The organism is Zobellia sp. 1_MG-2023, from assembly GCF_030549125.1.
Classification (GTDB): domain Bacteria; phylum Bacteroidota; class Bacteroidia; order Flavobacteriales; family Flavobacteriaceae; genus Zobellia; species Zobellia russellii.
The window spans coordinates 280,220-298,616 of record NZ_JAUOSY010000003.1 but is presented as its reverse complement, the minus strand read 5'-3'; the positions used below and the strand labels follow the sequence as shown (position 1 = coordinate 298,616).

The window sequence follows — 18,397 nt, the reverse complement described above, 5'->3', positions numbered from 1 at the left end:
TCTTTTTTAGCTATTAAAGCTTTTCTTGATTCTGGAAAGATTACGTTGATTGTCGCGGTCTTTCAGGGTTTCTCGCTTGTCATAAAGTTTTTTACCCTTGGCCAAGGCCACTTTTAATTTCGCCAAGCCTCTATCGTTTATAAACAGGTTGGTGGGTACGATGGTAAAACCGGAAGTAGTAACTTCTTTGCGCAATTTTTTAAGCTCCCGTTTGTTCATGAGCAATTTGCGTTCCGCCTTTGGCTTGTGATTAAAATGAGAAGCATGGGAATACTCGTCTATCTGCATATTGATTACAAACAGTTCTCCCGCTTCATTAAACTCACAAAAGCTTTGGGTAATGGAAGCTTTTCCTTCACGAATGGATTTTATTTCTGTTCCGGCCAAAACAATTCCCGTTACATAGGTGTCTATGAACTCATATTCAAACTTGGCCTTCTTATTCTTTATGTTGATGTTCTTCTGAACCATACCGCAAAAATAGTGAAGTTCCCTAAATTATAGACTAATTCATAGGTATAGATATTTGATAAGGGCATATTAAAAACTTATACCGCTTTTCTTTGTGCCGTCAAAAAAGAAGATTACCGTTCTTTAGGACAATTGCAGTTAATGTGAAGTCTTTGTGAAGTAGCTTGTTGGCCAACTATTTGTACAATAAAAAGACTTCCGTTATCGGTATCGTCCATTTCATAATATAGGTCTATGCCTATCATTTGGTTTACAAAATCAGGAGTGGTGTTACTATGGCCAACAACAAGAACATTCTTGCCAAGATTGTCTTTTTTAAACTGCTCTATGTTTACGTTCTGAGGTTCGTAATACTTTACGTCAAGCTCTTTTTTCACGGCCGTTGGTGCGGCGGTCATAGAAGTTCTTTCGTAATCTGTGGTGTAAATGATATCTAGATCAACATCTTTTAAAATTTCTGCCCAGTGCATAGCTCTTCCTAAACCGCGTTGGTTTAATTCCGGATCTACATTTTCAGGGTCCGTACGGTCTTTTTCTGCATGGCGAATAAAATAAAAAGTAGAAACTACACCATTTGTGTTGGTATCTTGAGTAACTTTTGTATCGTCTTTACAACTTACAAAAATTAAGGTCGTAAGGATAATAATATATAAGGATTTGATCCGTTGCATAATAGGTAATAGTTTTTGGTTGAAAACTCTTGCATAATTGTTAACTAAATTTAGACAAAAAAAGTATGTAGGAATACTGGTTTTTGTTTTTTTGTAATCATGCTCAGAACTCTATATACATTTCTCTTTTTATTGTCTGTTTTGGTTCTGCGGAGTCAAGAGTCTCGTTTGCCTGCAGACTTAAGGCAACATAACTTAACAACGTACAATGCCAGTTTGTTTAATCCCGCATTTTCTGTGGATAGGAACAATGCCAATTCTCTGGCCTATTGGGTGCGTTGGCAGTGGCAGGCAATAGACGGTAATCCTACTACCCAGTTTTTAAATTACACTAGAAAATTAAATAGTAAGTCTGCGGTTGGCGTGGCATTCTTTCAGCAAAATACGGGTGTCTATTTTGATACGGGCGGGGTCATTAATTACGCGCACAGTTTTAATCTTAATGAAAGTGTAAAACTTTCGGTAGGGGCAAACGTATTTGGTTTTGTGCAATCCCTTGCTGATGACCGTTTTACTGTAAATCCTGATTTTCCATTATTACAATCAGCTCCAACGGATGATTTTATACTACAGGTGGCACCGGGGGTTAGTTTGAGTGTGGAACGACTCACATTAGGTTTTGCTTCCGAAAATTTAATCGATTTTAATTTTACCGAAAAAGAAGCGAATACGGAAAAAGAAGATAAGGTCTTTATGGGGATTGTTTCCTATGATTTTCCGGTAACTTTAGGTGCGGCACAAAATTCATTTATACGTCCGTCTATGTATTTGCGTACCATTCCCGGTGAAGCCAATCAAGTAGGTTTTAATGCATTATTAAATACGAATAAATATTGGGGACAATTAGGCTTCAACAATTTTTATGGATATGGCATTGGAGCGGGAGGCACATTTTTTAACCATTTGTCCTTAGGTGCGTTGGTAGAATTTGGAGCAAGTTCATCCGTAAGTTCCGAGCCTTCGTTTGAGTTGATGGCAGCTTACTTTTTTGGAAAACCAGAGGAACGTCATAAGATGGTGGGGGCTGTTGATCTAGAGGAAAATGAGCTAGATCAAATAGAATCTGAAACAATTGCCGATGCAGAAGAGGAAAAGAAAAATAAAGCTGTAGCCCAGGAATTGGAAAAAGCTGCGGAATTGGCTGAAGCTTCAAAAGATGAAGAAAAGCAGGCTAAAAAAGAAGAAAAGGAGCGTCGCAGGTTAGAAAAAATTGCTCAAGACTCCATAGCTAAATCTGAAAAAGAACAAGCCTTAGCATTAAGAAAAGAGGAAAAACGACTTAAAAAGGAGGCTGCCGAAAAAGCCAAAGAAGAGGAAGCACTTGCCCAAGCAGCAGAAAAACAAGCGGAAGAGCAAGAAAGTGTAATGGCTGAAAAAGCAAAAGCAGCAGCAGTTGCCAAAGCTGAACAAGAGGAACAAAAAAGAAGACTGGACTCCATTAATAGTGCCAAAGAAAAAGAGGCGCTTGCTGCAGCCGAGAGTGTTGAAAAGAAAAGACGAGAGGCCGAAGCGGAAGCTCAAAAAGTAGCTCAAGAAAAGGCAAAACAAGAGGCGCTTGAAAAAGAGAAGGCGGCTCAAGAGGCCAAGCTAGCACAACAAGAAGAGGTGGTTGTTCCTAAAAAAGGTGAAAAATACGAAGAAGTAAAAACTGAGGATGGGCTAGAACCGGGGTACTATTTAATTGCCAATGTTTTTGGTACCAAAAAGTATTTTGATGCTTTTATGGCGGATATGAAGAAAAGGGGACTTCAGCCTAAATCTTTTGTGCGTAGTAAGAACAAATTCAATTACGTCTACTTAGGGCGCTATAACACTATGGGACAGGCTAGGCAGGCTAGAGATAGTAAGTTTGATGGTAAGTTTACAGGTAACACTTGGATTTTTAGAGTAGTGGGCAAGTAAGAAGATGAAAAAACCGAGGAAAACAGGTTGGTTAAACTTTAAATCCTACTTAAAAAAGAATAGGGGTAACAGCTATTAAACTTCTGAAAGATTTAAGAAAGCTATGAATGGTAGGTGTAAAACTTTACTTCTTAAGCTCTTTCTTTATGAGCACCTCTAAATAAGCGATGGTGTTGGTTAGGTACTTTTTATCAGTGGTCATAGTGGCCATAGCAATTGCACCTTGAATCATAGTAAAAAGTTGTTTGGCAAATTGCAGAGGAGTGACGGGAAGGTGTAGTTCATTATTCTTAGAACCGTTCTCAAGCACTAAGGCTATCTTACCTTCCATTTCCCTAATAACTTCCTTGTTGGCGGCAACCAATAATCTATTATTGTGCTGCGCATCAACCCCGGTATTTAAAATAGGGCACCCGCCCATGCTCAGGGTAAACGAGTCGTAGTTTCTATAAAAATCCGTGAGTTTAAAAAGCTTGTCAAGAGCATTGTTTTCTTCCGCGAGAACTTCATCTACTTTTGATAAGAGTAAGTTGCTGTTGTATTGATAGGCAGATAAGGCTAAAGCTTCCTTATTTTCAAAATTACCATAAATGGCCCCTTTGGTTAATCCTGTAGCTTCCGTAAGGTCGCTCATACTGGTTCCGATATATCCGTGTTTATTAAAAACGGAGGCAACAGTTTCAATAATAAAGGCTGTAGTTCTTTCGGCTTTCGTAGACATAATGGTACAGTTTTATACGAAGATAAAGAAATTATATACTGTATGGTATATACCAAAGAAAAAAAAGCACCCTTTTTCGGGTGCTTTTAAAAACAAGTCTATTTTAAGAAAAATATACTTACTCTACCAGTTCATCTTGATTTCTAAAGACCAGTTCGTCATTAAAGGAATCAATAAGAACAATACTATCCGCTTTTATATTTCCGCTCAGGAGTTCCTTGGAAAGGTTGTTAAGAACCTCTCTTTGTATGACCCTTTTTATGGGGCGGGCTCCGTACTGTGGGTCATAACCCTTGTTGGCTAGGTAATTAACGGCTTCTTCAGTAGCATCAATTGTAATATGCTGCTTTGCAATAGTTTTCTTTAAACTGTTTAATTGTAGTCTAACAATTTTGGTTATATCCTCTCGGCTAAGCGGGGTAAACATGATAATGTCATCTATACGGTTAAGGAATTCAGGACGAATTGTTTTTCGCAACAATCCTAAAATCTCAACTCGTGCAGCCTCGGTGGCGCTATAAGGGTCTTTGCTGTTTTCAAATTTTTCCTGAATTATAGTACTGCCCATATTACTGGTCATTATAATAATGGTATTCTTGAAATCTGCAACTCTACCTTTATTGTCCGTTAACCTTCCTTCATCCAATACTTGTAATAAAATATTGAATGTGTCCGGGTGTGCCTTTTCAATCTCGTCAAGCAGAACCACGGAATAAGGTCTTCTTCTCACGGCTTCCGTTAACTGACCACCTTCGTCATAGCCTACGTATCCTGGAGGTGCTCCAACCAATCTACTTACTGAGTGGCGCTCTTGATATTCACTCATGTCAATACGCGTCATTGCATTCTCATCATCAAAAAGATAAGAGGCCAATGTTTTTGCCAGCTCCGTTTTACCAACTCCTGTGGTACCTAAAAATAGGAAGGATCCAATAGGTCTGTTCGCATCTTGTAATCCGGCACGACTTCTTCTAATGGCGTCGGATACGGCTTCAATAGCTTCATTCTGGCCAACCACTCTTTTGTGAAGGACCGTTTCCAGCTTTAAAAGTTTTTCACGTTCACTTTGTAGCATCTTGGTTACCGGAATGCCGGTCCATTTTGCCACGACTTCCGCTATGTCTTCACTGGTAACCTCTTCTTTTATTAAAGTATCGCCTAGCTGTTGTTCATCCAATACTTTTTGGAGTTCCTCCAGTTTTTCTTGTGACTCTTTAATTTTTCCATAACGTAGTTCCGCAACTTTACCGTAATCTCCGTTACGCTCGGCACGTTCCGCCTCAAGCTTAAATTCCTCAATATCCTGCTTGGTCTTTTGAATCTCGTCTACGACCGATTTTTCGCTTTCCCACTTGGCAAAAAGCTCATTTCTGTCTTCTTTCAGATTCGCTAGATCAACGTTTAGCAATTTTAGCTTGGCCTTATCGTTTTCACGTTTAATAGCTTCAATTTCAATTTCTAACTGCATAATCTTACGGTCCAGAACATCTAGCTCCTCTGGTTTGGAATTTATTTCCATACGTAATTTTGCGGCAGCTTCATCCATCAAATCAATAGCCTTGTCCGGTAGAAACCGGTTGGTAATGTACCGCTGCGATAATTCTACCGCAGCTATTACCGACTCATCCTTGATTCGTACCTTATGGTGGGCTTCATATTTTTCTTTAATACCGCGTAGAATTGAAATAGCACTTTCCGTATCCGGCTCGTTAACAACTACCTTTTGGAAACGTCTTTCTAGCGCTTTATCTTTTTCAAAATATTTTTGGTATTCATCCAGTGTGGTGGCACCTATGGCTCTGAGTTCGCCACGAGCCAATGCCGGCTTTAAAATGTTAGCGGCATCCATGGCACCTTGTCCACCACCAGCGCCAACCAACGTGTGAATTTCATCTATAAATAAGACAATGTCCCCATCTGATGAAGTCACTTCTTTAATGACCGATTTCAATCGCTCCTCAAACTCTCCCTTATATTTGGCACCGGCAATTAAAGCTCCCATGTCCAAAGAATAGATAATTTTATCTTTAAGGTTCTCGGGAACGTCACCTTGAACAATACGGTGCGCCAAACCTTCGGCAATTGCCGTTTTACCGGTACCTGGTTCACCAACCAACATAGGGTTATTTTTGGTTCTTCTTGATAAAATTTGAAGAATACGACGGATTTCTTCGTCGCGTCCAATTACCGGGTCCAATTTGCCACTGTCTGCTAACTGGTTAAGGTTACGGGCGTATTTATCCAAGGAGTTATAGGTGTCTTCCGCACTTTGAGAAGTTACCCTTCCTCCTTTGCGCAGTTCTTCAATGGCTGCTTTCAAATCTTTTTCGGTAGCTCCTTGGTCTTTTAATATCCGAGCTATTTTACTGCTGGATTTTAAAATGGCCAATAAAAGATGTTCAATGGAAACAAATTCGTCATCCATCTTTTTAGCAATGGTACTGGCTTCGTTTAAAGTTTTCCCTGCTTCTCTGGACAGGATAATATCCCCTCCCGAAACCTTAGGGAAGCTTTCCAGTTCCTTTTCCAAGATTTGTTGTAGCAAGGGAACGTTAATATTTAGCTTCTTCAGTATAAAAGGAAGTACGTTCTCATCAACCTCCCAAATTGCTTGGAACAAATGTTCGTTTTCTATCTGCTGGTGGCCCAAGCTTTGAGCAAGCTGTTGAGCTTGCTGAATGGCCTCCTGAGATTTTGTGGTGAAATTATTAAAGTTCATATGTATATTGTTATCTGTTGTTATTGTTTATTTTTGACTGAAATAGGTCAACAATCCTACCAATGTAAGACACAGGACAAAATGTCGCTTATTACAATAAAACAAAGGACATTTAGTCAGTTGTAAGGTTTTGGAGAACGTTAGACTGATACTATAAAAATACAAAATGGGTCTCTTTAATAATTTGTTTGGAAGTAAAAATGAAGGTGAAGAAAAAAAGGAAGCTAAAATCCCTTGGATAGCACTTACTTCTCTAGAGCAATTAGATGAAATTGAAAGGAAGTCTTTAACAAAGCCTCAAGTAATATTTAAACATTCCACTACTTGCGGAATTAGCCGGATGGTGCTGAATATGTTTACTCAGAACTATGCAATAGAAGAGGGGCAGATGGACTTTTACTTCTTGGATTTACATAGTTACCGTCAAGTTTCCGATGAAACCGGGTATAAATTTCAGGTGATGCACCAATCGCCTCAGTTGTTGGTGATAAAGAATGGAGGGGTAGTAGCTCATGATTCCCATGGCGCTATTACGGATATCAACTTAGAAAAATACCTTTAGACCCACCCGTCATAGGGGAGTGGTTTAAAGGTATTTTCAAGATTAAATATCTAGAGTTTATTAGCCTTTCTTTTTGGCCTCAAAAGGAGGTAAAAGCGTAGTTCTTACTTCTCCAAAACCAATACGGATATCTTTATTGGAGCAATATCCTTTCATAATTACGGTGTCATTATCTTGAATGAACGTGCGTTCTGAGCCGTCATTCAATTGTACCGGCTTGGTGCCTTGCCAAGATAGTTCTAACATGGAACCGTAGGAATTGGGAGTAGGACCGGAAATTGTTCCACTTCCCATCATGTCTCCACTATTCACCTTACAACCGTTTACGGTGTGGTGCGCTAGTTGTTGGGACATGGTCCAATACATATATTTGAAATTGGATTCGGAAATGGTAGTTTCGGTACCGTTTTCGGGAGCTAAAGCTACTTCTAAGTTAATGTCGTAACTATGTCTTTTCTTTTGCTGCAAATAGGGTAAAGGAGTAGGGTCTTGTTTTGGACTGTCTACTTTAAAAGGCTGAAGAGCATCTAACGTTACAATCCATGGAGATATAGATGACGCAAAATTTTTGGCTAAAAATGGTCCAAGGGGAACATATTCCCATTTTTGAATGTCGCGCGCACTCCAATCATTAAAAAGTACCATTCCAAAAATATATTCTTCTGCCTCGTCTACGGAAATAGGTTCACCTAAGACATTGGTATCCGTGGTAATAAAAGCCATTTCCAATTCAAAATCTACTAAACGTGAAGGCCCAAAAACAGGAGTTTCCGCCCCTTTTGGCATGGTCTGCCCCATAGGTCTATGAATGGGGGTGCCGCTAGGGATAATGGTAGAACTTCTTCCGTGATATCCTACAGGAATGTGAAGCCAGTTAGGTAACAGGGCGTTATTAGGGTCGCGGAACATGGTACCTACGTTAGTGGCGTGTTCTTTACTGGAATAAAAATCCGTGTAATCGCCTACTTGTACGGGCAATTGCATTTCAATTTCATCCATAGAGAAAAGCACTACGTTTTTATGGTCTTCGTTATTTTTTAGGGTGTCATTAGAAACTTCAAATATTTCACTAATACGGTTACGTACTAACCTCCAGGTCTTTTGACCATCCGAAATAAAATCGTTCAATGTATCCTGAAGAAAAATATCGTCCGTAAGGGGTATATCATTAAAATAGCCAAGTTGGTGCAAGGCACCAAGGTCAATGGCGGTATCTCCAATACGGGTTCCTATGGTTATGATATCATCACGAGTGAGAAAAACACCAAAAGGAATGTTCTGGATAGGGAAATCTGAATTATCGGACACGGGAAGCCATGTTCTCTTTGAAGGGTCATTGGCATGTATGGGCATAGCAAGATTGTTAATTTATATTTGATAAATTCTTGATCAAATATATTGTTTTATGAGTTTTAACAAGGGGCAATTCGTACTTTTGCATCTCAATTTAACAGAATATTTGCTTATGCAACGAGACAATCAGATTTTTGAACTAATAGCAGAGGAAAGAGAACGCCAAATAAGCGGTATAGAGCTTATTGCCTCTGAGAATTTTACAAGCCCACAAGTTATGGAGGCTGCGGGGTCAGTACTAACCAATAAATATGCCGAGGGATATCCCGGTAAGCGTTATTATGGTGGCTGCGAGGTAGTTGACAAAATAGAACAACTTGCAATAGATAGAGCTAAGGAATTATTTGGAGCGGCATATGCAAATGTTCAGCCTCACTCCGGTTCGCAGGCAAATGCGTCAGTGTACCACGCTTGTTTAAAACCAGGGGATACCATTCTTGGATTTGACCTTTCTCATGGAGGACATTTGACCCACGGTTCGCCGGTGAATTTTTCTGGTAGATTGTACAACCCTGTTTTTTATGGCGTTGATAAAGAAACAGGTATGCTAGACTATGATGTTATTCAAGAAATAGCAACTAAGGAAAAGCCAAAAATGATTATAGCGGGGGCTTCTGCTTACTCTCGTGATATAGATTTTAAAAGATTTAGAGCAATTGCAGATAGTGTTGGTGCTCTTTTGTTGGCTGATATTTCTCATCCAGCGGGGCTTATTGCAAAGGGCATTTTGAGTGATCCAATTCCTCATTGCCATATTGTAACAACAACTACGCACAAAACTTTAAGAGGACCACGTGGTGGGCTTATTCTAATGGGTGAGGATTTTGATAATCCATTTGGTATAAAACTAAAGAACGGAAATCTTCGTAAGATGTCCGCATTGTTGGATTTAGCAGTATTTCCAGGAAACCAAGGAGGTCCTTTGGAGCACATTATAGCGGCTAAAGCAATAGCTTTTGGAGAAGCTCTTTCTGATGATTTCCTCAATTATATGATCCAGGTTAAGAAAAATGCCGCTGCAATGGCGGCTGCTTTCGTAGCTAAAGGGTATAATATCATTTCTGGAGGCACGGATAATCACATGATGCTTATTGATTTAAGAAATAAGGACATTACGGGTAAGGATGCCGAAAAAGTTTTGGTAAAAGCAGATATTACTGCAAACAAAAACATGGTTCCTTTTGATGATAAATCGCCTTTTGTTACTTCTGGAATTAGATTTGGAACAGCTGCCATAACTACTAGAGGTCTTAAAGAAGCTGATATGAACGTAATTGTTGACTTGGTTGATGAAGTTTTGACCAATGCCGAAGATGATGCAAAAATTGAAGCTGTCAAGGAAAAAGTAAATGCCTTAATGAGTGGAAGAGAACTTTTTAATGTTTAGTTCCAACTTCTCAAAGCATAGCAAATAATCAATATAATCCCATCCCCCAATCTACTCAATTTATTGAGTAGAAAATGGGGGAATTGATTATTTTGGGGAATGGGCAGCTTATATTACTGTCATTTACCTCAAAAAACTTGTTTTAATCAATGGTTAAGCATAAATAGGTCACCGTGTTCTATTGTAGAGCTTTTTAAATCGTAGATGACAGCATCATCCTCAGATTCAAAATAAAGACCCCAATACTGAAAATAGTCTTTCTTAGTATTGTTATCTGCCTCTATATTCTGTATAAGAATTTCGTTTCCTTCATTGTTTTCTTCCTCAAAAACAGGAACATAGATTTCATAAGGTGTTTCTGTTAAACCCTTGCTGAAATGCACATAGTGCTTACATATTTCGGAAATAATCTTGTCTAATTGCTCAGGAATACTATTATCATAAATCTTGTTGATGATAATAGCGGTGTCCTTTAGGAAAAAGGTAAACTCTTCAATATCTACTGTGGAACCACTTTCTTTTACAAGATTGTTGAGCAATTTTATAAAAGAGGTTCTTCCAGGTTTAAAATTGCCCCAAGTACCTTTATTAAAGTGAAATAACATCTCTACCAACGAAATATTACAGTTTAGCTCAATGGCTAAATTGGTTTTTTCATCTTTATTTGTATAATTTAAAATGGTAGCATCTGCAAAAAACAATTTTTCCAAACTATTTGCGAAAGACTCCATTCCTTCCATTTGTGAATTTGGAGTATAACCATTGGAATGGTTGTTCCTAAAACTATCGTGGTATAGTGGCATATGATGTAGTTATACACTTTGTGCCAAAGATAGTTTTCAGTTCTGTTTGAACTTTAAAGAAAAACCCCATAAAAACTGGGGTTTTTTTGTTTTAAGAAAATAAACTAATGTGTAATTTATTGTTATTCAACAATGTATATGTTGTTTGTTAAATAAATCCACGTTTTCTGGCTTCTTCAATAAGAGCAAAGTCGTTACCGTTTTCAACATTGAAGATCACTTTTAACTGTCTTTTTCGGTTTTCAACGGTTGTGCTGGATGCTGCAACTAAAGAAGAGATATCCTTGGTTTTGGTTCCTATTGATAATTGATACAATATTTTTTTATCACGTTCATCAATTTGGTCTTCGTTTGCCATTTTTCTGCGTATGGCCTGCAATGCCGCTGCGGTGTAATAAGGAGGATTTTCAATAACCGTTCGTACCATATCTTGCAGCGTTTTTTCATCAACTTCGGATTTTACCATATATCCATCAGGATTTACAGTCTTTAGTACGTTGTTAATATGGTAGCTGTCACTAAAAGAAGAAAGAAAAACTACTTTAGAAGAGGGGGATATTTTTCTAACCAAAACCCCAAGGTCTACTCCACCTCTTTCTTCTTTAGCGCTATCCGGAAACATTTGGATGTCCAATAATATTATATCATAGGGCATGCGGTTTGCCGAACTTTCTATTTCTGCTTTGCCTTCATGATAACTAGGAGCAATATTTACGGTTACTTTGTACTTTTCAAAATCACACCCTTCAATGGTATACTTGTAACCTAGAACAATCATCTCATGGTCATCAACAGCTAATATTCTAATTAAATTATCCATAATTTCTTGGTCAGTCTACACTTAAAAAAAATGCTTCTAACTAATTTCTTTATTTAAAGGCACTTCCAATGTAACAGTGGTGCCCTTGCCAGGTTTACTCTTAATAGTGTACGTTCCCTTTATTTTTTCAATTCTAGACGAGATATTACGCAAACCTATACCTTTTTTTCTGGAACTTGTTTTGAAGCCTTTTCCATCGTCTATGATTGTGGCCATAAAACCAGAATCTGTTTTACTAAGTTCCAAAATTACGTTTTTACATTGGGCATGTTTAACACAATTTTGTAAACTTTCCTGAATCATCCTATAAACATTAATTTTTATGCTTGCCCCAAGCGAATCCCAGTTAAAGGTCTCATTATAAACAAACTTATAGTCAAAATTACCTGTAGCTTGGACGGTAAGCAATAAATCTTTTATAGAGTGTATAAAGTTTGGAATGTTTTGGTAGGCGGCATGGCTTAATTCATGTGAAATAGAACGGACCTCTTTTTCTACCTCTTGTAATGCGTCTATTGCTTTTTTTCTTTCAGAAATAGCCTCTTCTTCTGTTCTTTTGTTGAGACCTGTAAGTACCATGCGTGCTCCTAACATTTTACCTAGCACGCCATCGTGAAGCTCTTCCGATATCCGTTTTTGTTCAATTTTTTTTCCTTCTTCTAATTTTTCCTTTTGGGTAAGCATTAGATTAAAAATCTCCTGGTTTGCGGCTTGCTGTTGTTGTTGAAAACGAAGTTTTTGGTTTTTTGATCTCTGATCTAGAATGATGTAGGACATAAGTCCTAGCAGTAATATGGATACCGCTACACCGGTCCATAATTGTTTTTGTCGTGATAGTATTTCGTTTTCAGCTATAAATTCATCTGTCTCAAAACGTATACGGGCAAACTTATTTCGTGCTTGTCTTTCTACCTGCTGTAAACTGTCATTTAAAGAAATGTATTGTTGCGTGTAATAACTAGATTTTTCAGGTTCTAATTTAGCCAACAGTTGCAAACTCTTTAAAAATCGATCATTATTACTTGCAATTTTGGCATAACCCATAGCTTTTTTTGCTTGGGTTATAGCTTGTACAGTGTCTTGTTTACCTAAATAATAATCAGCAAAACAGTAGTAACTTCTTGAAATATCTTGAATTTCACCAATACTATCTTGAATCTTTATGACCTTTTTGAAATTGGAAGATAGGTCCGATTTAAAATTAACTTTGGCTTTACTATACGTAAGATTATTTAGCGCCATGGCATATAGCGAGGGACGTTCCGTAGAGAGATTTTTGTCCTTTAAAACTTCTTCAAAATAGGGGATGGATTCTTTGTAGTTGCCCTGTTCCAAATAAACAACTCCAATATTATTATTAAGGCTTAGCAGATAATTATTTGGTGCGTCTATTTTCATTTGATATTGCAGAGCTGTGTTGTAGTAATCTAGCGCCCTATCAAACTCTTTTAGTTCTTTGGTAATTGAACCTAAATTATTGTAACAGAGGTAAAGTCTTTTGTACTCTTCTAAGGGTTTTAATATATCAATAGCCTTTATCGTGTTTATTTCACTACCGGTATAGTCTTTAATGTCTGCTTGGGTAACAGCCATATTGTAAAGCATACGTGCAGATTCATAATCCATATCAAGAGCTTCGTATATTTTTTGCGCTTCCGAAAAGTGAAGATAAGCACTGTCGGCTTTTGCATACAATCTATGAAAATCGGCCAAATCCCAATTGGCTTCGGCTAACGTTATGCTATCATTCAATAGTTTGGATAACTCTAAGGTTTGTTGATTTGCTCTTCTAAAGTTTGTAGAGTCTTTAAGTACTAAATATCTAAGTGCAATTTTAGAAATCAGTTTATTCTTTAGAGAGTCATTCTCTATTTTATTGGTATGAGTTTCAGCTTTTTCAAGGAATAGTAGATGTTCGTTATGTGAAAATCTTGAGTTAGAAGAACTGTCTATTAATGAGAAAATGGAGTCTGCTTGGGTAGAAATTTGGTTATTACTAAGTTGGTTGTTTTTATTGTTGCATGAAACAAATACAAGAGCTAGCCAGAAACAACTTATAAAAAAAACTGACTGAGAAGGTCCATATTTGAAAGAAAACATGCGGAAAAATTCAGGTTAAAAAAAAGCCTTAAAAATTAATTTAAGGCTAAGATAATCTATTTTGATTGCATATTATGAACCACGTCTGTCAGTTGGTACATCGTCACCGTCTACTGAAGAACCACGTCTGTCGGTTGGTACATCATCACCGTCTACAGAAGAACCACGTCTGTCGGTTGGCACATCGTCACCGTCTACTGAAGAACCGCGTCTGTCTGTTGGCACATCATCACCGTCTACAGAAGAACCGCGTCTGTCTGTTGGCACATCGTCACCGTCTACTGAAGAACCGCGTCTATCGGTTGGCACATCGTCACCGTCTACTGAAGAACCGCGTCTGTCTGTTGGAACATCGTCACCGTCTACGGAAGAACCACGTCTGTCTGTTGGAACATCGTCACCATCTACGGAAGAACCACGTCTATCGGTTGGCACATCATCACCGTCAACAGAAGAATCAACATTTACATCATAAGCTGAATCTGTTTCGGTTTCACATGAGATCACTCCAAATGACATAATCGTTAATGCTAAAATGCTTGCTACTTTTTTCATAATTAAACCAGTTTTAGGGGGTTGTTGTTATTTCTTACACTGCTAAACTATTATTGTTTAACAGCATATTAACTAACTGAAAAAATGTAGTAGTAAAAGCACCAGTTTTGAGAGTAAACGGGTGAGTTTCAATAGAATTTAATTAATTAAGGGCTGAAATTGTGTTTTTTGACAATAAATCTTTAAGACCATCAATGTTCTGTCTATAAGATTTAGAAAAAGGTAACTGCATTTTTGTTTGCTTTAAAGTGCAGAAAGATTTGCCATAACTAATACGAGAAATAAAGTTGGTGTTCACAATATAACTCTGGTGTATTCTCACAAAATTTTTAGGCAGTTGATTTTCGAAGGTTTTTAACGTTTTGTAGGCGTTATTTATTGTTCCATCCTTCATGACAAACTCTGTAGAATTGTTGTCTGCCTGAAGATAAAGAATGTCGTCTGTATTTATATACTGAAAATCTCGATATGATTTTAAACAAAGGGTTTGGGGTTCTGCTTTTGCAGGAACTTGCTTTTTAAGACGTAGTATAGATTTCCTAATATCAAACTCATTATATGGTTTTAGCCAATAGTCAAAAAAACCGTTTTTAATGGCATCGTAGGCGTAATCCTTACTATTGGATATGCCTATTATAATAGGAAGCTCATTTATGTATTGATGAAGCTCCATAACCATATGAAAATACTCGTAAGCACTCTCGTTCAAATTTATGAAAACTACATCTGGGGAGTATTTTAAAATTGTATTAATGCCATCCGTACTGTTCTGCGCCAGACCGGCACAGGTGAAGTCACCATAATCCTCCAAATAGTGCTGTAATTGCAAATTTGAAGTCGCATCTGAATCTATTATGGTGTAAGTATATTCCAAGACACATTATTTGGATGCAAATTAGTGACAGTAAGTTACATAGCTATAAAGATATTCCCCACAATATTTGGGGTTTTTATTTGGAATATAAAGGTTTTATTTGTATTTGAAGGAAAAAGATTACATTTTTATGTTAAATTTTGACCAAATCGTTAATTAGTATTTGTTCAAACAACTTTGTAGTACACTTGTCTGATTTTTTTGTAGGTAAAAATTGAGTTGTAGCATATTGATTTAAGAGATTTATTCTGGTCGAACGGGGGCTCAAATAATTAATGCTGTATATGTTTTAGTCCAATTCAAAAAATTCGTAAGCTCCTAGGTCAGGAGACTCTGTACGCTCTGTTCCTAAGATGTCCAAAGGAATAGCAAGTGCATCTATTTTGTCCCCAATATTGAGGGCTTCGGAAGTAGAAGTTAATCTGAAGTTGTTCTTTTGGGTATCTTCAAATTCGGTCAGCCCATTTATAAGACTATTTTTGTATGTTATGTCATCTTCAAATTGGTACAATTCTCCGGATTTGGATGGAATGTTGTTTTCATTCACCGTAATAAGACAAGAACTGAATAGAAAATTATAGGCATTTGAGCCATTGGAACCATGGGAAATTTCAAAATCGCCATTTCCGTCAATGATACAATTTTTAAAATCAGCTTTTATTAAATCTGCCCCATATGAATTATTTTGCCCGTCAGGTTCAAAATTGTTTATGGTCAATGCAGCGTTAGGTCTAAAGCTCTCTGTCCAATAATTGGCAATTGTGGTCTGCGTAAATGAATAGCTTCCTCCTAAGTTGCAATAAAGAGAACTGTTCCCGGCACTACCCACAACAAGGTTCTTAGCTTCAATATACGCTGTTTTTCCCCATAGATTTATTTTGGAGCTATTGTAAATTTGAGAGTTTTCAATAGTTAAGGTAGGGGAGGATAACGAAGACTCACCCTGGGCAAAAATACCAACGGTAGCATTTTTAAGGGTGAGATAATTAATGGTATTGCTGCTGCTGCCCTCCTCTAAACGAATCCCTTGCCATTGTCCTGCCACATTGCCATATTCAGGTTCCAAACGGTCTCCTTCAAAAATGACCTCGTTCTCTAATAGCTCTTGATCTGAACTTAAGGCGCCATTGACCTTCAGGCTAGCTTTAGGGCGTACTGCCATTCCGGAATTTTGATGAAAAAACACTCGCGCGCCAGGGTCTAAAATTAGTTGCTGTTCGCTGGGAACTACGGCAAACCCGTAAATGACATAAGGCTTTTCATTGGTAAAGTGTAATTGGTCGTTTTTAAGCTCAAAGCCGGGAGCGCTTATATTATTTCCATCTGCATCTACATCAATTACGACCATTTCTTTTTCTCCTTTACTATTTCTATTGGGATAGAGAAATATTGCGTCTTGCACTAAAGTAACTAGAGGGATTTGTTGACTGTTGTTGCCTTGGTCAAATTGTAATATATCCGTGTATAAAAATTGATTTGTATTTTGGAGGGTTACAGTAGTTTCGATAAAAATATAGAGACTGTCTTGGGCCATTAGGGGAATGTCCGAAAAAGTTTTCCCGGCAACACCATCAACATTTAGGCGGTAAGAACTTGTTTCCCCTTGCTTTAATCCTATGAAGGGGATAGAAATATCATCTTTGCTCCGGTTGTATACTTTTAAACTGTATGTACTGCTACCAATATTGGAAAAAATAGTATCCAAAAAAACGGTGTCTTTTGAGAATTCAAGGTTTCCGTAACTTGGTGCGTATTCAAAATCTTTACGGCAAGACCCAGTGGATATAAATAAGGCAAGTAGTGCTATTGTCATTAAGTATTGCCTCATATCTTTTGTCTAAATATCTACTTTTAAAGCTGTTTTCAAACCATTTTTTCTAATTGCGAAATTATAGATTGACAACACTGGGCTATGAACGGGTAAAAAAATCCTTGATTTCATCCGATATGCGCATAGGTCTATATGTTTCAGCATTTAATAGACACCATTCTGTACTTGATTTTACTAACAGTTCTTTGGTCTTCTTATTGTGCATTTCTACAATTCTTACGGAAACGGCACCTTTGCTTTTTTGAATGTAAGTGCTCATTTCAATAACATCACCTAGAACTGCAGCACTTTTGTAGGTGATATGATGTGTCATTACCACCCAAATAATTCCTTTGCGCATTTCTTCTGGAGCAGCTTTTATCCAATGTTCTTTAGATATATCCTGCATCCATTGAACGTACCGTACATTGTTTACATGGTCAAGGTCATCTAGATCGTCTTCCTTTACGGTAATCGTTTTTTGATAACTCTGCATTTATTTTTTTTGGATTTTCACCTCAAACATCTTGTCCCATTCTTTACCGGTAACAAAAAACGTTTTCCTCTCTGGATGATATGCTATACCGTTTAAAACATTATCCGTATCGCTCCATGTAGCGTGGTGTGTAACCTTGCTGCTAAGCCCTCCAAAATTGATAACGCCTTCAATAGCACCGCTATTGGCATCAATAATCATAACACTTGGTTTTTGGTATACGTTGGCATATATTTTTCCATCTACATATTCCAATTCGTTGGCACTGTCATTTATAGATTTGTTGGTCACGGTTTCTATATGACCTTCTTCAACCAAAGTTTCCGGGTTTAAAAACCATATTTTTTCTGTGCCGTCACTTTTAAAGAGTTTTTTTCCATCGTTTGTCAATCCCCAACCTTCTTTACTTTCTCCAAACTGAAAATTGTCAATTTTATCCAAAGTCTTTAAATCATAGATAAATCCAAGACCACTGCGCCACGTAAGCATGTAGATTTTATTGTTGAGAATAGTAATGCCCTCTCCAAAATAGGTTTGGTCCAAATCTACCTGTTGTAATACTTCGCCTGATTTAAAATCTACTTTTCGTAAAGAGGATCTTCCTTTTTTTCCTGTGCTCTCGTAAAGTGTGTCGTTATAAAATTCAAGCCCCTGTGTATAAGCTTTGTTATCGTGGGGGTACTCGTTTAGTATCTTGTAGGTGTAAATTTCTGGAGCATTTGGCGCCAGGAGTTTTAGATGCTTGGAAATCTCGACTGAGGCATCGTCATAGGAAACGGTTGCCGTAATTGTTTTGTCTCCTAAATGGGGCATGTTCAGTGAAATTTTGCCATCATTAACGGGAACCTCTTTACCATCAATTGCATACGTAACACTTTCAATGGTTTTATTCTTTTTGTTTTTGATGGAAACCGCTACATTTTGGTTTTGCTGAAAGCTTTTACTGTTTCCTTCTAGTTGAATTTCGAATAGGGAAGAGGGAGAATTATCACCTCCACAGGCCATAAAAAGCATTAAAAAAAAGCAAAATGGAAAAAACTTTAAAGTTGTCATTACAAGATTAAATTTGGTTTAGCCTGATTTACAGGCATTTTTTAGTTGCACAAAAATAGCGAACTCAAAACAAATTGTTCATATAAAAATTAGAATGTAA

Annotated in this window: 16 protein-coding genes; 3 read left to right on the top strand and 13 right to left on the bottom strand. The window is 37.5% G+C overall.

The window, feature by feature from the left end:
* Nucleotides 1-6: 6 nt before the first annotated feature.
* A complete protein-coding gene (smpB, locus tag Q4597_RS08630; protein WP_215439069.1) occupies nucleotides 7-471 on the bottom strand; it encodes an SsrA-binding protein SmpB in 465 nt (154 codons plus the stop codon).
* 113 nt (nucleotides 472-584) lie between these two features.
* On the bottom strand, nucleotides 585-1,142 hold the full coding sequence (locus Q4597_RS08625) for a histidine phosphatase family protein (protein ID WP_303405849.1): 558 nt from the start codon (nucleotides 1,140-1,142) through the stop codon (nucleotides 585-587).
* A 99-nt stretch (nucleotides 1,143-1,241) separates the two neighbouring features.
* On the opposite strand from Q4597_RS08625, the gene Q4597_RS08620 reads away from it, so the two are divergent.
* Nucleotides 1,242-3,044: a PorP/SprF family type IX secretion system membrane protein gene (locus Q4597_RS08620; protein ID WP_303405848.1), complete on the top strand. Its 1,803-nt coding sequence runs from the start codon at nucleotides 1,242-1,244 to the stop codon at nucleotides 3,042-3,044.
* Nucleotides 3,045-3,168: 124 nt separating this feature from the next.
* Here Q4597_RS08620 and Q4597_RS08615 read toward each other — a convergent pair whose 3' ends face one another.
* A complete protein-coding gene (locus Q4597_RS08615; RefSeq protein ID WP_215914568.1) occupies nucleotides 3,169-3,765 on the bottom strand; it encodes a TetR/AcrR family transcriptional regulator in 597 nt (198 codons plus the stop codon).
* 118 nt (nucleotides 3,766-3,883) lie between these two features.
* A complete protein-coding gene (gene clpB / locus Q4597_RS08610; RefSeq protein WP_303405846.1) occupies nucleotides 3,884-6,484 on the bottom strand; it encodes an ATP-dependent chaperone ClpB in 2,601 nt (866 codons plus the stop codon).
* Nucleotides 6,485-6,650: 166 nt separating this feature from the next.
* On the opposite strand from clpB, the gene ytxJ reads away from it, so the two are divergent.
* On the top strand, nucleotides 6,651-7,046 hold the full coding sequence (gene ytxJ, locus Q4597_RS08605) for a bacillithiol system redox-active protein YtxJ (RefSeq protein WP_215914566.1): 396 nt from the start codon (nucleotides 6,651-6,653) through the stop codon (nucleotides 7,044-7,046).
* Nucleotides 7,047-7,106: 60 nt separating this feature from the next.
* Here the strand turns inward: ytxJ and fahA are convergent, their stop codons facing one another.
* Nucleotides 7,107-8,399 carry a fumarylacetoacetase gene (fahA, locus tag Q4597_RS08600; RefSeq protein ID WP_215914565.1) on the bottom strand — a complete coding sequence of 431 codons (1,293 nt, stop codon included), beginning with the start codon at nucleotides 8,397-8,399 and terminating at the stop codon, nucleotides 7,107-7,109.
* 112 nt (nucleotides 8,400-8,511) lie between these two features.
* Between fahA and glyA the strand changes: the two genes are divergently transcribed.
* Complete coding sequence (glyA, locus tag Q4597_RS08595) at nucleotides 8,512-9,786, top strand: serine hydroxymethyltransferase (protein WP_215439494.1); 1,275 nt, start codon at nucleotides 8,512-8,514, stop codon at nucleotides 9,784-9,786.
* A gap of 146 nt (nucleotides 9,787-9,932) precedes the next feature.
* On the opposite strand, the gene Q4597_RS08590 is transcribed toward glyA, so the two are convergent.
* From Q4597_RS08590 to Q4597_RS08555, 8 genes are all read right to left on the bottom strand, one after another.
* The gene (locus Q4597_RS08590) at nucleotides 9,933-10,589 is read right to left on the bottom strand and encodes a hypothetical protein (protein ID WP_303405843.1); all 657 of its coding nucleotides are present in this window, start codon (nucleotides 10,587-10,589) and stop codon (nucleotides 9,933-9,935) included.
* Nucleotides 10,590-10,737: 148 nt separating this feature from the next.
* Complete coding sequence (locus Q4597_RS08585; protein ID WP_215439080.1) at nucleotides 10,738-11,409, bottom strand: response regulator; 672 nt, start codon at nucleotides 11,407-11,409, stop codon at nucleotides 10,738-10,740.
* 36 nt (nucleotides 11,410-11,445) lie between these two features.
* On the bottom strand, nucleotides 11,446-13,509 hold the full coding sequence (locus Q4597_RS08580) for a tetratricopeptide repeat-containing sensor histidine kinase (RefSeq protein WP_303405840.1): 2,064 nt from the start codon (nucleotides 13,507-13,509) through the stop codon (nucleotides 11,446-11,448).
* Nucleotides 13,510-13,581: 72 nt separating this feature from the next.
* Entirely contained in the window at nucleotides 13,582-14,064 is a 483-nt protein-coding gene (locus Q4597_RS08575; protein WP_289062870.1) for a hypothetical protein, read from the bottom strand.
* 142 nt (nucleotides 14,065-14,206) lie between these two features.
* Nucleotides 14,207-14,938: a LytTR family DNA-binding domain-containing protein gene (locus tag Q4597_RS08570; RefSeq protein WP_303405837.1), complete on the bottom strand. Its 732-nt coding sequence runs from the start codon at nucleotides 14,936-14,938 to the stop codon at nucleotides 14,207-14,209.
* 289 nt (nucleotides 14,939-15,227) lie between these two features.
* Nucleotides 15,228-16,766 carry a hypothetical protein gene (locus Q4597_RS08565; RefSeq protein ID WP_303405836.1) on the bottom strand — a complete coding sequence of 513 codons (1,539 nt, stop codon included), beginning with the start codon at nucleotides 16,764-16,766 and terminating at the stop codon, nucleotides 15,228-15,230.
* A gap of 82 nt (nucleotides 16,767-16,848) precedes the next feature.
* Complete coding sequence (locus Q4597_RS08560) at nucleotides 16,849-17,244, bottom strand: thioesterase family protein (RefSeq protein WP_303405835.1); 396 nt, start codon at nucleotides 17,242-17,244, stop codon at nucleotides 16,849-16,851.
* A complete protein-coding gene (locus Q4597_RS08555) occupies nucleotides 17,245-18,297 on the bottom strand; it encodes a glutaminyl-peptide cyclotransferase (protein WP_303405834.1) in 1,053 nt (350 codons plus the stop codon). It abuts the gene before it with no gap.
* Nucleotides 18,298-18,397 lie beyond the last annotated feature (100 nt).